The organism is Labilithrix sp. (assembly GCA_019637155.1).
Taxonomy (GTDB): Bacteria; Myxococcota_A; Polyangia; order Polyangiales; family Polyangiaceae; genus Labilithrix.
Genome location: JAHBWE010000025.1, coordinates 100,482 through 115,099, shown reverse-complemented (window position 1 = coordinate 115,099; position 14,618 = coordinate 100,482). Strand labels below are relative to the sequence as shown.

Genomic DNA, 14,618 nt, shown 5'->3' with positions numbered 1-14,618 from the left:
CCTCACAAGCAAGCACGCTCGTCTGTACGAACTGACCTAGAATGACGCGCACGTCGTGGCGTCGGGCAAATCGCTCCTCCTCTCGTTGAAGAACGTGCGCGAGACCCTCGCGACGTCGACCGTCACCGTGGTCGACGCCGTGCGCGGCACGCTCACGAAGGAGGCGTGCGACGAGCGGCTCGAGGCGTGGGCGTCGCGCGTCGTCGCGAACAGCGAGATGATGATCTCGGTCCACGGGCGCGAGCACTACGATCCGAAGGCGACCTACGTGGTGATGAGCAACCACCAGTCGCACTACGACGTCGCCGTCATCTACTACGTGCTCGGCGCGCGGATCCGCATGGTCGCGAAGCGCGAGCTCTTCAATCTCCCCGTCTTCGGGAGCGCGATGAAGGCGGCCGGCTTCATCTCCGTCGATCGCGGCAACAACCGGAGCGCGATCGCGAGCCTCGCCGAGGCGCGGACCGCGCTCGAGCACGGGACGCCGATCTGGATCGCGCCGGAGGGCACGCGGAGCCCGACCGGCGAGCTGCTCCCCTTCAAGAAGGGCGGCTTCGTCCTCGCGGTCGAGGCGGGCGTGCCGGTCCTGCCGGTGAGCATCGCGGGCACGCGCGAGGTGCTGCGCGCGAAGGGCATGCTCTCCCGCTCCGGGGTCGAGGTCTTCGTCACGATCCATCCGCCGGTCGACCCGCGGCGCTGGGCGGACAAGGAGCCGAAGGCGGCGCGCGACGCGCTCTCGGCGGAGGTCCGCGCCTCGATCGCGAGCGGGCTCTGAGTTCGATGGCGGCGACCGGCGACGGCATCTTCGTGCTCGTGAACGCCAACGCGAAGCGCGGCGGACGCCGCATCGCGGTGCAGATCGCGCGCGCGCTCCCGGGCGCGGCGGTGAAGCTGACGCGCACGGTCGACGAGGTGGAGGGCTGGCTCCGCGGCCTCTTGCGCGAACGGCGCCCCGGAACACCTGCGCCGCGCTGCATCCTCTCCGCCGGCGGCGACGGCTCCGCGGTCGTCCTCTTGAACGCGCTCGACCGCGTCGTGCCGAAGGGCGAGCCCTTCCCCGCCGTGGGCGCGCTGCCGCTCGGGACCGGCAACGCGTGGGCCCACGCGCTCGGCGCGCGCAAGCTCGACGCGTGCGTGCGCGCGCTCGCGAAGCACCCGGGGCCGCTGCCGACGCGGCGCTACGCGCTGCTCGAGTGCGACGGCGTGCTCACGTTCTTCGGCGGCTGCGGCTGGGACGCGCAGGTGCTCGACGACTACCGGCAGCAGGTGGAGCAGTCGCCGTCGAGCCGCATCTCGAAGACGGTCTGGGGCTACCTCACCGCGATGATCACGCGCACGGTCCCGAAGTCGGTCGTGAAGGGGCGGCCGCACGTGCTGATCGAGAACCTCGGCGACGAGGTCCTCGTCGTCGACGACGCGGGTCACCTCGCCCCGCTCCCCGGCGCGCGGCGCGGCACGATCCTCTACGAGGGCATGGTGAGCGTCGCCGGCGCCGCGACGTGCCCCGAGTTCGGCTACGGCTTCAAGGCCTACCCGTTCGCGGAGCGCCTCCTCGACTGGCTCAACGTCCGCATCTACGACCAGAAGACGCTCACCGCGGTCTACGACATCCCGAAGATCTGGCGCGGCCAGCACCCGCTGCGCGGGATGAAAGACTGGTTCACGACCGCCGCGCGGATGACGTTCTCGCGCGCGGTCCCGCTCCAGATCGGCGGAGAGGCGGTGGGCTCGCGGCTCACGGTGGAGCTCGCGCTCTCGCCGCGCAAGGTCGAGGCGCTGGACTGGCGCATGCTCGGCCTGTCCTGACGGACCGGATCGGATACGCTTCGGATTTCATGGCGGAAGGTGGAGACGACCCGCTGAACGCGACGGCGGAGATGCCGGCGGCCGAGCTCTCCTCGAGCGCGCTCGAGTCCGACCCGGCGCCGCCGCCGTCGCTGCGGGTCCCCGCTCCGCCGCCGCCGTCGACGCGGACCGGCGCGTCGGTGCCGCCCCCTCCTCCGAAGGCCACGCGTCTCTCCGCGCCGCCCGCGTCGCGCCGCCCTCCTCCTCTAGTACCCGGCGTCTCGCGCCCGCCGCCTCCGCCGCTGTCGCCCCGGCCGACCTCGAGCCCGCCGCCGTCGCGCTCCCCACGCGCGCTCGCGAACGACGCCGCGGATCACGCCGCGCCGCTGCCGTCGTTCCCGTCGCCCACCTCGCAGGCCGGCATGCGCGCAGCGTCGCAAGGCGCGATCCGCGCAGCGAAGCCGAAGTCCGAAGGCGCGATGCGCGCGGCGAAGCCGGCGCCGACCTCGCAGCGCGGGATGCGCGCGGCGAAGTCCGCCGTGCCCGCGACGCCGGCGGCCTCGTTCCCGCCGAAGCCGCCGCCGATCCCGAGCTCGGGGTCTGCGAAGCCGCCGCCGATCCCGAGCTCGGGGTCGAACGCGAAGCCCGCCGCGCCCGCCGCGCCGAAGCTCGCGCCGATCAAGTCGGCGACGGCGCCGCCGTCGATCGCGCCGTCGGTGACGCCGAGCCAGGCGCCGGGATCGCCGTGGCGGCAGGTGCTCGATCGCGCGACGCGGGAGGTCGAGGCGCGCGCGGCGACGGAGCCCACGCGCGCGGCGATGCTGCTCGCGGCAGAGGCGCGCATCTTCCTCGACGCGATGGACGACCCGCTCCGCGCGAGCGAGCTGTTGACCCGCGCGGAGTCGCTCGCGCCCGACGCGCGGTTCGTCGCGCACACGTTGCGCTGGCTCGCGGAGCAAGGCGCCGATCCCTCCGTCGTCCTCCAGCGCACGGCGGCGGAGCTCGCGCACCTCGAAGGCAAGGAGCGCGTCGCGCTCCTGTGGTACCGCGGCGCGATCCAGGAGCACGCCGCGTCTGACCTCGCCGGCGCGGAGGCGACGATGCGCGAGGTCCTCGCGCTCGAGGGCTCCGATCTCGGCGCGTGGGACACGATCGCGGCGCTGCGGATCAAGCAGAAGGACACGCGCGACGACGTCGTCGAGGAGACGAAGCACATCTGGTCGGGCGTCCTCGAGGCGCTCGACGCGATGGCGCAGACGACGACCGACAGCGCGATGCGCGGCGCCCTCCACGGCGCCGCGGGCGCGCTCCAGGATCGCTACTCCGGCGAAGAAGAGGCGCTCGCGTCGCTGCGCCGCGCGCTCGAGGCCGATCCGAACAACATCGCCGCGCGCGCGGCGATCCAGTCGATCCTCCTCCGCCGCCGCGACTGGGACGAGTACGTGCGCATGCTCGTCGTCGAGGCCGGCGCGATCGAGGACCCGCGCGCGTCGCGCGAGCGCTGGGAGCGCGCGGGCGACGTCTACGCCGAGCGCATCGGCGATCACGCGCAGGCCGCGCAGTGCCTCCTCCGCGCGGCCGGGCTCGCGGAGCACGATCCGGGGCCGGTCGAGAAGCTCGCCCTCGTGCTGGAGACGGCGGGGCGCTGGGAGGAGGCCGCCGCCGCGTACGAGAAGCTCCTCGCCCGCCTCCACGATCCGCAGGCGAAGGCATGGGCGCTCGTGCGGCTCGGCCGCTTGCGCGAGGCGCGCCTCGACGAGCACGACGAGGCGCTCGCGGCGTACCGGCTCGCGGTCGAGACCGCGCCCGCGTTCACGCCCGCGGTCCACGCCCTCCTCGCGATGGCGCAGGCGCGCGGTCACGCCGGCCTCGTGCTCGACCTCGAGCGGCGCGAGGCGGAGCGGATCGCGGACCCGCGCGCGCGCGCGGTGCGCTGGGCCGCCCTCGCGGAGCGGCTCGAGGCGGCGAACGGCCCCCGCGACGAGATCGCGTCGATGCACGAGCGCGTCCTCACGCTCGAGCCGACGAACAGCACCTCCTTCGAGGCGCTCGATCGCATGTATCGTGCATCCAACCAGTGGCCGCGCGTGGTGGGCCTCTACGAGACCGCGATCGAGGCGACGACCGACGCGCGGCGCCGGCGCGCGCTCCGCCTCGAGCTCGCGGAGGTGCTGCACGTACGCACGAACGACGCCGCCCGCGCCGCCGATCTCCTCGGCGAGGTCCTCGCGGAGGAGGAGCCGGCGCCGATCGCGCGCTTCGACAAGCTCGTCGCGCACACGCGCGCGCTCGCGGACGCGGGGCGCTGGGCGGAGCACGTCGCGGCGCTGGAGGCGCAGGCGGAGCTGCTCGAGGGCGACGAGGCGATCGCGATGCGTTACCGCGTCGGCGCGACGATCGAAGCGCGGATCGGCGATCCTCGACGCGCGCTCGCGGCGTACGAGGCGGTGCTCGCGCGCGATCCGAAGCACGAGGCCGCCGCGATCGCGACGCTTCGGATCCACGAGCGCGAGGGGAGCTGGGAGCAGGTCGTCGCGGCGCGCCGCCGCCTCGTCGAGATCGCGCCGCGCCCCGACGACGCCGCGCTCGGCCTCATCGACATCGCGCGCGTGCAGGAGGAGCGCCTCGGCAAGATCGAAGACGCGATCGCGACGTACGCGGAGGCGCTCGAGCGTACGCCCTCCTCGGCGCCGGTGCTCGCCGCGCTCGAGCGGCTGCTCCGCAAGACGAGCCAGTACGAGCGCCTCGCGAAGGCGCTCCAGCGCTTCGCGGAGACGAGCACCGAGCGCACGGCGCAGGTCCGGCTCTTGCTCCGCGCCGCGATCGTCCTCGAGCTGTGCGTCGAGGACCGCGACCTCGCCGCCGACGCGTACGCGCGCACCCTCGACGCGACGCTCCTCGGCGGCGACGCCGATCGCTACGCCGCGCTCTGGGGCGCGCTCCGCCTCCACGAGGTGCGCGGCGACTGGAACGCGGTCGACCGCATCCTCGTCGAGCTCCTCGATCTCTCGCCCGAGCCCACCGCGCGGCTCCGTGTCCTCGTGCGCCTCGCGCGCCTCGCGGAGCTGCGGCTCGACGATCCCGGCCGCGCGGCGAGGCACTGGGACGAGGCGCTCGGCGCCGGCGCGCGCCCGGTCGAGGTCGCGGCCGATCGCGTGCGCGTCGCGCGGCTCGGCAACAAGGCGAACGACGTCGCGAGCACGCTCGAACAGCTCGCGCAGGCGACGACGGATCCCGACCTCGCGCGCGGCGTCGTGCGGCGGATGGCGCTCGCGGCGGAGCAGGAGAGCGCGCTCGGCGCCGACGACGCGACCGCGCTCTACGAGATGCTCCTCCTCGCCGACGCGGAGGACCCGCTCGCGCTCGACGGCCTCGTCCGCTGCGCGGCGGCGTCGTCCTCGATCGACGACGCCCGTCTCGCGAAGGCGCTCCTCACCCGCGCGCGCGCGACCGCCGACGTCCCGATCCGCACCCTCCTCGCGTTCGCGGCCGGCGTCGTCGACGACGGCTCGGGGCGCACGAGCGACGCGGAGGCGGGCTACGCGCTCGCGCTCGAGACCGACGCCGAGCTCCTCCCCGCGCTCGACGCCGCGCGCGCCCTCCGCGCGCAGGCCGGCGACTGGGCGGCGGTCGCGGCCTTCCACGAGCGCGCGGCGCAAGCGTCGCTCGACCCCGAGAACGCAGCGCGATCGTGGCTCGACTGCGCGGAGGTCCACGAGCAGCGGCTCGGCAGCTCGATCCGCGCACTCGGCGCCTACCGCGCGCTCCTCGACCGGGAGCCCGAGCATCCGCGTGCGTTCGCGCGCGCGCTCGAGCTCCTCGAGGCCTCCTCCGACTGGCACGGCGCGGTGAAGGTGCTGCAGGCCCACGCCGAGGCGGCCCCCGATCCGGCGGTGAAGGCCAAGTGCTACACGCAGCGCGCGGGGATCCTCGCGGCGCGGCTCGGCGCGACGCCGGGCGCGATCGCCGACCTCCGCCGCGCCCTCGCCCTCCGCCCCGACGAGGACGATCCCGCCACGGTGGAGGTGCTCGCCCTCCTCGAGGAGCGGGTGAAGAACTGGCAGGAGGCGCTGCAGCTCCACGGCCGCGTCGCGGAGGCGACGACGGACGCGGCCACGCGCCGGCGCGCCCGCCTCGCGCAGGCGCGCATCTACGAGGAGGAGCTCGACGATCACGCGCAGGCCGAGACGCTCCTCCGCGACCTCGCCGATCACCACCCCGACGATCGCGAGATCCGGCACCGCCTCGCGAACGCGGCCGCGCGCGGCGGCCACGAGGAGCGCGCGCTCGACCTCTACGCCGAGCTCGGCGAGAGCGGCTCCCCCGCCGAACGCGCGCGCGCCCTCGTCGCGCTCGCGGGCCTCATCCGCTCGCGCCCCGACACCTGGCCCGCGTCGCAGGCGGAGTCCGCCCTCTCGCGCGCGTTCGACCTCGCGCTCACGGAGCCCTCCGCGATCGCGGCGCTGGAGGAGCGCTTCACGAAGGACGGCGACTTCCGTCCCTTCGTCCAGCAAGCCGAGGCGGCGATGACGCGCGTGCCGCCGAACACGCCCGGCGTCCTCGCGATGCGCGCCGCGCTCGCGCGCGTCCACCGCGAGCGCCTCGGAAACCCCGACGCGGCCGATCGCCAGCTCATCGCCGCGATCCAGTCCTTCCCCGACTCGATCCCGACGCGCCTCGCGCTCGCCGCGAACCTCCGCGGCCGCAACGACGAGGGCGCGCTCACGGAGCTCCGCGGCGCGGTGAAGGTCGACCCGTTCGCGGCGGAGCCGTTCCAGGCCCTCGTCACGCTCACGATCGCGACGGGCCGCCCGGAGATCGGCGTCCTCGTCGCCTCCGCCGCGCAGCTCCTCGGCGCGACGGGCGACGAGATCGAGATCACGCTCGACGACGCGACCGCGCTCCGACCGATCGAGGGCTCGCTCCTCGTCGAGGAGGCGATGAACCGCCTCGTCGGCCCCTCCCGCTGCTGGGCGCTCCGTTCGATCTTCGCCGTCCTCGACCCGTTCTTGCCGAAGCTGTTCCCAGGCCAGGAGGCGCTCCTCGCGCAGCACCCCCCGCTGCCCGACTCGTACACGCTGGTCAGCGACGCGCGCGGCGTCGCGGCGGCCCTCGGCGCGCCGCCCCCGCTGCTCTGCCGCGGCACCGGCAAGGACGCGCTCCTTCTCCAGACGGAGCCACGCGCCCTCGTCGTCGGCAACGAGCTCGTCGGCGACGCAGGCCGCCCGATCGGCCTCTTCCACGTCGCGTACGCGTGCACCCGCATCGCCGCGAGCGGGAGCATCTACACGCTGCCCCGCGCGCAGATCCTGGCGTTGCTCGAGGCGGTCTTGCCGAGCACCGACGAGACCCCGGCGGTGAAGGACCTCCGGAAGCGCGTGAGCTCGGTCCTCCCCCGAAAGACGAAGAAGGACCTCGAACGCGTGGTCGCGCAAGCGTCGACCGACCCGCGGCAAGAGCTCCCGCACTGGGAAGCGGAGGAGGCCCGCCGCGCCCTCTACGCCGCCATCCTCTTCGCACGCGACCTCCGCGCCGTCGCGCACGTGCTCGCCCCGGACGTCCCCCACAACATCGACGCCCCCGCCCGCCGCGCCGCCCTCGCGCAAAACCCCACCATGCGCGAAGTCCTCGAATTCACCATCTCCCCCCAATGCTGGGACACCTTCCGCCGCCTCTACGGCCGCACGTAGCCCCGCAACCTTCACGCGCCCCGCCAGCCCTGCATGCCCCATCCGTCGTCGACCGGGTCATCGCGGCTCTCGCGTGCGCATGCTGTCGGCATGCCGACAGGCGCCCGCCATCGACACCGCTGCGTGCGGTGACACGCAACCGTGGCCGAGGATGGCCGAGCACTCGCATCATGTCCGCCTCTGATCCGTCGCCGCGCAGAAGCTCCCGTCCTCCCGCGCCGCAGCGGCGAGCGGCGGACCGGGAGCGACAAGCGGCGAGGCTGCTTGGAACGACCCGCGTGGCGGGGCGTGCGCGCTACGACCGAGGCCCCGACTGCGCGCCCGTGACGCTTCCGTCGGGCATCGTCCTCTCCGTCGAGGTGAAGACGCGGAAGCGACTCCCGGTGCTGCTGACCAACGCCCTCGTGCAGGCAGAGGCATACGGTCCGTCGGGCTCCGTGCCGGTCGCGGTGCTCAGCGGCCTCGGAGAGGAGCCGTTGATCGTCCTCCCGCTCCACGCGTTCCGAATCATCGCGGGCCTCGCATCCCCCGACGCCAGCGCGCAGCTCCCCCTCGACTTCGCAAAGAAGGAGGAGGCCGCGTGACGCGTCGGCATGCCGACACGAGCCGGCCTGGGCATGCGGCCACGAGCCGACCGGTGGGCAGTGGGCATGCCATCCGACGGCATGCCGACAGCGTGGAACCGGGGCCGAGAGTCGGGCGTAGGCTCGTGGAATGGTCGCTCGTCCCTCGTCGTGGCCGTCCGCGGCGCGGCTGTTTCCTTCGCTCCTGCTCGCCCTCGCCGCGTGCTCACCCCAAAGCGTCGCCGCGCCGTCGGCGTTGACGTCCGCTAAGCGGGAGCAGGAGCGCGCGGCGCCCGGGGAGCCGGTCGCCTGGGCGCCCTTCGCGCCCGAGACGTTCGCGCGCGCGAAGGCCGAAGGGAAGCTCGTGCTGATGGATGGCGCCGCCGAGTGGTGCCATTGGTGCCACGTGATGGAAGCGACGACCTATCACGATCCCGCGGTGCGGGCCGCGATCGCGAAGAGCTTCATCGCGGTGAAGGTCGACGTCGACGCACGGCCCGACCTCGCCGAGCGCTACGGCGACTACGGGTGGCCCGCCACCGTCGTGTTCTCGCCCGACGCCGAGGAGCTCGGGAAATACCGTGGTTACATCGAACCTACGAAATTCGTGACCATACTCCACGAGATCGCCACGAACAGCGCGTCGAAGACCGAGGCCGGCGGGGTGGCCCCCGGCTGCGGCGCCGGCTTCACGACCGGGATCTCGCGACCCGCGCCGAAGACCCCGCTCCCCGAGGAGCAGCTCGCGTGGATCCAGCGCAACGTCATGCTCGACCTCGACGAATATTGGGACCCCGTCGAAGGCAGCTGGGGCCGCCGCCAGAAGGCGCCGCTCGGCTGGGACAACGCGTGGACCCTACGCGAAGCCGAGCGCGGCGACGTGAACGCACGCGCGAAGGCGCTCCTCACGCTCGACAAGCAGGCGGCGCTCATCGATCCGGTGTGGGGCGGCATCTACCAGTACTCCGCCGCGGGAGACTGGTCGAAGCCCCACTACGAGAAGCTCATGACGTTCCAGGCGCCCGCGCTCGAGAACTACGCCGCCGCGTACCGGCTCACGGGCGACCCGCGCCACCTCGCGCGTGCCCGCGCGATGCAGCGCTACATCGATCGCTTCCTCACCGGACCCGAGGGCGGCTTCTACACGACGCAGGACGCCGACGTGAACGCGCACGATCGCGCGAAGCCCTTCACCGACGGCCACACGTACTACGCCCTCCCCGCGCGCGAGCGGCTCGCGCGCGGCGTCCCGCGCGTCGACACGAACGAGTACGGCCGCGAGAACGGGCTCGCGATCGCAGCGTACGCCGCGCTCTACGAGGCGACGAAGGACCCCGCCGCGCGCGCGACCGCGGAGCGAGCCGCCCGCCGCATCCTCGCCACACACCGCACGAGGTCCGGCGCGATCGCCCACACCGCCGCGACGAACGGCGAAGAGCCGAAGCAGACCTTCCTCGCCGATCACGCCGCCTTTGGGTGGGGCCTCGCGCGACTCTACGAGGCGACCCGCGACGAGGAGTGGCTCACCGAGTCCCGCGCCGTCGCCGACGCGATGCTCCGCGACCTCACCGACGAGAGCGGCGGCGGCCTCTTCGGCGCGACGAGAGACCCCGACGCCGTCGGCGTCTTCGCCGTGCGCCGCGTCCCCTTCGAAGACAACGTCATGGCGCTCCGCCACCTCGCGCGGATCGCGCGCAGCTCCGACGACCCAACGTACCGCACCGCGATCGGCCGCATCCTCCGCGCGATCTCCGTCCCCGAGGAGATCCGCGCGCGCGGCCGCTGGCTCGGCGACTACCTGCTCGCCCTCGAAGAAACGAAAGGCGTGCGCTGACCGGCGACAATCGCGCGCAGGCTCTGCGCGTGGTCTACAACGCAGGCAACGCGACGTGCGGTTCGAATGGAAGCAATGGATGCTCGCGTGGCTATTGGCGCCGTCGCTCGCGTGCGACGGCTGTCGCCGCGCGCCGTCGCCGTCGGTGGTGGACGCCGGCGGGGACGCGTCACACGACGCGACGGCGGCGATCTTGCCGTGGACCGGACGCGTCGTCGCGCGATCGGTCGGCGTGGACATGGGCCTCGTGCAGATGCTGGACGACGGCCTCGTCGTGACCTCCGGCCCGGCGGTCTTCGCCGTCGGGCCGGACGGCGCCCTCCAGCGCATCGGTACGCCCGCCGACGCGGTGCCGCTCCTCCTCGAAGGGGACGACGAGATGGGCGGCTTCGACGCGCGCCCCATCACCCTCGGGCGGGAGACGGTCTCGGGGCCGGCGACGAGACCGTTCGTCCGGCCCGCCGGCGCAGCCGCGTTCGAGTGGACCGGCAAGGCGTGGACGAAGGCCGGCATCGCGCCGCCGCCCTTGGAACATCCGCGCCACGGCGAGCCGTTCGCTGCCACCGTGACGGCAGGTCTCCCCGAAGGGTACGAGTGGACCGAACGCCACGTGACGCAGAAGGAAGTCGTGTGGCTGGGGAGGAAGCGCCGCGCCGACACCGACACCAATACCCGAACGATCGACGAGGGCGCGATCGGCCCCGCGCCGGGGCGGCCCGCCCGCATCGTCAGGATCGCACCGGAGCATGAAGACACGACGTATCGCTCGTGCCATTTCATCGAGAGCGCCGACGAGCGCACGTACATCTCGTGCGTGAGCAGCGACCAAGAGGGCGACTACCAGCATCCCTCCTACGTGCTCGACGGAGACCGCTGGACGCCGCACGCCGTGCAAGGGCGCGAAAGCGTCCGCGCGATCGACGCGGAAGGCGCGGTCTGGTACGTCGAAGGAGGCAACCCGCCGCCGACGTGGCTCGTCCGCATCACGCGCGACGGCAAGGACGAGCGCTTCGATCCACCGGCGGCGCCGCCCGAGCTGACGGCCCCAGGGTACCGGTCGGACGCGATCGCGATCGGGTTCAACGCCGGGAGCGATCTCAAGAATTGGATCGCGACCACGATCCTCGATCCCGTCCCGCCGGTGCCGATCGGATGGATCTACCGGATCGTCCCGCGACGCTCGGGCGACGTCTGGATCATCGGCCGCGACTCGGGGAGCGTGGAGAAGGGCACGACCATCGTGCGCTACACGCGCGGCGGCGGCAGCGGCGGCGCGGCGCCGACGCTCGTCCGCTCGAGCGCCGACGAGCGCAACGCCGTCCACCACGCGCGCGGCGTTCGCACCTGGGCCGGCCACTGCGTGAGCCTCTTCGTGCCGTTCCCGCGCAGAGGTCGTGACGCCGCGGCCGAGCCGGCGGCGTTCTACGCGGAGCACAAGGCGGAGATCGACGAGGCGGTCGCGCTGAGCGATCGCAAGGGCGGCAAGGTCGCCGCGCCGCTGGAGGTGGCGATCGTCGATGGCCGCCTCGACGGACACCGTGTCGGCGGCGTCCTCTTCATCCGTTCGGATCCCGCCGCGGACGAGGAGCGGATGGAATCCGCCGCGCGAAAGCTCGCCGAGATCGCGACGCCGGACCCGGCCTCGCCGGCCACGGTGACGTGCTCCATGCCGGAGCTCGATCGCGTCATCGAGCGACTCCGCGTCGCGAAGCCCGAACGGTACTGACCCGCGTGTTGAGCTATACTCGGCAGAGGCCATGAAACGCGCGACCGCCGAAGCAATCTCTACCGCGGACGTGCTTTACCCGACGAACGACGACATGGGCGAGCACGAGATCCAGCGGTTGATCGCAGAGCTGCTGCGTCCGCTTTTGGCGCGGTTCCTCGCGGCGGCGTACATACGCGCGCACGTCGGAGCGGACCAGTTCATCTACTGGGAAGAAGGCAACCCGCTCAAGCGCATCGCCCCGGACGTCTACGTCTTGCCGGGCGTCGATCCCGACATCGTGATTCCGTCCTGGAAGACGTGGGAGACGGGCGTGAAGCCGAGCTTCGCGTTGGAGGTCGCCTCCGGCGACGTCACGAAGGACTACGACGACGGCCCCGCCGCCTACGCCGAGCTCGGCGTGAAGGAGCTCGTCGTCTTCGACCCGCACGCGACCCCGCGGAGCCGGAGGCGCCGGCGCTTCCAGGTGTTTCGCCGCATCCGGAATCGAGGCCTCGTGCGCGTCGAGGTCAATCAGGGCGACCGCGTCCGATCGAAGGTCCTCGGCGCGTGGCTCGTCGCAGTGGGAAGCGGCGACAACGTCCGCCTACGTCTCGGCCTCGGCCCCGCGGGCGACGAGCTCTTCCCGACCGAAGCCGAAGCGGAGCGCGCAGCCAAGGAGCTCGCGCTCGCAGACAACGAGCAGCTCCGCGCCGAGAGAGAGCAAGAGCGCGCCGCTCGTCTCGCCGCGGAAGAGGAGAACCTCCGCCTCCGCGCGTTGCTCGACAAGCGCCGCCGATGAAACTTCACGGCGTGTGGTCGGCGAGCGAGACGACGCTCACGACCGCGGCGCGCGGGAGCGGACCGTGGATGTGGGGCATCGGCCCGCGCGGCGTCGTCGCGACCTCCAGCCGGACGTCGAGCTTGTCCGGATCGATCGCGACGACGACGAGGTCCGCGTCCGCCGCGAAGTAGAGCCGCGCGCTCTCCGCGACCTCGTCGCCGTACGACGCATGGATGAACCCCTCCCCCGCCAGCGACGCGGGGCGATACCGATCGTCCGCGTCCCACACGAGCCGCGCGCGCTCCACGAGGTGGAAGATCACGCGCGCCGCCACACCGTCGCGAGCCACGGCTGCTCCGCGCGTGGCTTGCCCGCGGGGCGATAGTAGTGCTCGATCTCCTCGAAGCCCGCCGCGGTCACGAAGCGGCGCCAACCCTCGAGCGAGTGGTACGCGCCGTAGCGATCGCCGTTCCAGCCCTCGCGATCGTCGCCGCGCGGGTTCGACGCGAAGAGGACGCCGCGCGGAGCGAGGGCGGCGTGGAGCGCGGAGAGCACGCGCGGGAGCTCCTGCGTCGGGACGTGGAAGAGCGACGCGTTCGCGAAGACGCCGTCGAAGCGCGCGACCGGCAGCTCCAGCGCGAGGAAGCTCTGATGGAGCACCTCGCAGCCGCTCGCGGCGCGCGCCATCTCGCAGAAGCGCGCCGAGCCGTCGAGGCCGACCGGCGCGTGCCCTTGCGACTTGAACCAGACGAGATCGCGCCCCGGCCCGCAGCCGAAGTCGAGGATGCGCGCGGGCGGCGGGACCTCGATCGCGCGGAGGAGCGCGTCGTAGTTCTGCGTGACGTCGTGGTCCCACGTCCCCGCGCGGAACGAGTCCGCGCTCGCGTCGTAGTGGCCGAGCGTGCGGCCGGCGACGGTCTCGAGGTCGGAGGGGGTCAGCGCGGAGGCCATGCTTCGATGCTCGCGGCGAAGCCGCCCAGGCTCGTGAAGGGGTTCGTCGCGACCGGACGCGCCGCGCCCGCGTCGCCGATCGGGAGCGTGAAGACCTCGAGCGACTGGTCCTTGCGCCGCGAGCCGACGAAGCCGCCGCGCCCGTCGTTCGCGACCGCGTGCGCGCCGCCGTCGATCGGATCGCCGAGCGACGTCTCGCGCGGGTTCCAGAGGTAGCCGCGCTCGCCGAAGACGACGGCCGCGTGATCCCCGTCGACGAGGGCGAAGCCGGTCGGCGCCGGCCGGTTGTCGAGCGACAGCGCGAGCTTGACCGCGCCGGTCGCGAGGTCGACCTGCTCGACGCGACGCCGCGCGGTGAGGCTCGCTCCGCCGTCGGGCAGGCCGATGTTGCAGCCGCGGCTCAGCGTGAGGAGGCGATCGAGCGGCGCGTCGTAGATCAGCGAGTGACCCGCCGGCGGATCGTACCCCTCGAGCTCGATCGCGCCGCCCGGGCCCGTCCCCGCGAGGCTCACCACCGTGTCGGTCCTCACGTCGATCCCGAAGACGGCGGGGCGGAGCACCTCGCGGCAACGGACGCCCGCGCCGGTGATGACCTGCGTGCGGTCGACGTTGCCGGCGAGGACGAAGAGCTTCCGCTTCGAGGGCACCCACACCGCGGCGGAGAGATCGAGCGTATCCGTATCGCCGCTCACGCGGAACGGCGTGAGATCGACCCACCCCGTCGGCGCGCCCGTCGTCTGCGAAGGATCGATGATCGCGATCCGGTTCCGGTTCGCGCGGATGACGTAGGCCTTCGAGCACGACACCTGGACCACGCTCACGGGCCGCGCCGGCCGCGTGTCGCCGGCGGGCGCGTCGTCGCCGCGGACGGACCACTCCGCGACCGGCTTCCACGGCTCGCGCGCGTCGAGCCGCGTGACCAGATCGTTCTCCTGATCGAGGAGCCACGGATCGAAGCCCGTCACCGACGTGATCCCGAGACCGCCGTCGAGGGGCAGCCGGCCGTCGACCGCGAACGAGTCGAGGTTCATCGCGACGAGCTCGCTCGGCCGCTCGCCGTTGACGAGGAGCGCGCGCGCGGGCGCCCCGGCCGCGTCGCCGCACGAGAGCGCAGGCGCCCCCGCCTCCGGCGGCGTGACCGGCTCGCGCGGCAGATCGTTCGTCGCGCCGTCGTAGGCGTAGAGCGGCGCGGCGCGGAACACGTCGTCGTCGCCGGTGCACGCCGCGATGAGCGTCACCGCGAGCCCCGGCACCGCCGCGAGCGCGTACCACTTCGTGCGCCCGGCGCGACCCATCCCCTCCGCGT

At 73.3% G+C, this 14,618-nt stretch carries 10 protein-coding genes; 7 read left to right on the top strand and 3 right to left on the bottom strand.

Translation table 11 applies throughout. The features are described 5' to 3' along the window. The first annotated feature begins 55 nt into the window (after window positions 1-55). The 7 genes from KF837_39650 (at window position 56) to KF837_39620 (ending at window position 12,379) form a co-directional block, all read left to right on the top strand. Entirely contained in the window at window positions 56-775 is a 720-nt protein-coding gene (locus KF837_39650; protein MBX3233505.1) for a 1-acyl-sn-glycerol-3-phosphate acyltransferase, read from the top strand. 5 nt (window positions 776-780) lie between these two features. Then, window positions 781-1,806 (top strand): diacylglycerol kinase, encoded by a 1,026-nt coding sequence (locus KF837_39645; GenBank protein MBX3233504.1) that lies wholly within the window; start codon window positions 781-783, stop codon window positions 1,804-1,806. Window positions 1,807-1,835: 29 nt separating this feature from the next. After that, complete coding sequence (locus KF837_39640) at window positions 1,836-7,475, top strand: hypothetical protein (protein ID MBX3233503.1); 5,640 nt, start codon at window positions 1,836-1,838, stop codon at window positions 7,473-7,475. Between the two features lie 323 nt (window positions 7,476-7,798). Then, window positions 7,799-8,059 (top strand): hypothetical protein, encoded by a 261-nt coding sequence (locus KF837_39635; GenBank protein ID MBX3233502.1) that lies wholly within the window; start codon window positions 7,799-7,801, stop codon window positions 8,057-8,059. A gap of 130 nt (window positions 8,060-8,189) precedes the next feature. Then, window positions 8,190-9,872: a thioredoxin domain-containing protein gene (locus KF837_39630; GenBank protein MBX3233501.1), complete on the top strand. Its 1,683-nt coding sequence runs from the start codon at window positions 8,190-8,192 to the stop codon at window positions 9,870-9,872. A gap of 55 nt (window positions 9,873-9,927) precedes the next feature. Beyond that, window positions 9,928-11,598 carry a hypothetical protein gene (locus KF837_39625; protein MBX3233500.1) on the top strand — a complete coding sequence of 557 codons (1,671 nt, stop codon included), beginning with the start codon at window positions 9,928-9,930 and terminating at the stop codon, window positions 11,596-11,598. Window positions 11,599-11,629: 31 nt separating this feature from the next. Then, a complete protein-coding gene (locus tag KF837_39620) occupies window positions 11,630-12,379 on the top strand; it encodes a Uma2 family endonuclease (GenBank protein MBX3233499.1) in 750 nt (249 codons plus the stop codon). 4 nt (window positions 12,380-12,383) lie between these two features. On the opposite strand, the gene KF837_39615 is transcribed toward KF837_39620, so the two are convergent. The 3 genes from KF837_39615 to KF837_39605 are packed head-to-tail and all read right to left on the bottom strand — an operon-like array spanning window position 12,384 to window position 14,607. Next, the gene (locus KF837_39615; protein MBX3233498.1) at window positions 12,384-12,683 is read right to left on the bottom strand and encodes a DUF952 domain-containing protein; all 300 of its coding nucleotides are present in this window, start codon (window positions 12,681-12,683) and stop codon (window positions 12,384-12,386) included. Further along, entirely contained in the window at window positions 12,680-13,312 is a 633-nt protein-coding gene (locus KF837_39610) for a methyltransferase domain-containing protein (GenBank protein ID MBX3233497.1), read from the bottom strand. Before KF837_39610 ends, KF837_39615 begins: the two co-directional genes overlap by 4 nt. Next, window positions 13,297-14,607: a hypothetical protein gene (locus KF837_39605; protein ID MBX3233496.1), complete on the bottom strand. Its 1,311-nt coding sequence runs from the start codon at window positions 14,605-14,607 to the stop codon at window positions 13,297-13,299. The genes KF837_39610 and KF837_39605 overlap by 16 nt, the downstream gene beginning before the upstream one ends. Window positions 14,608-14,618 lie beyond the last annotated feature (11 nt).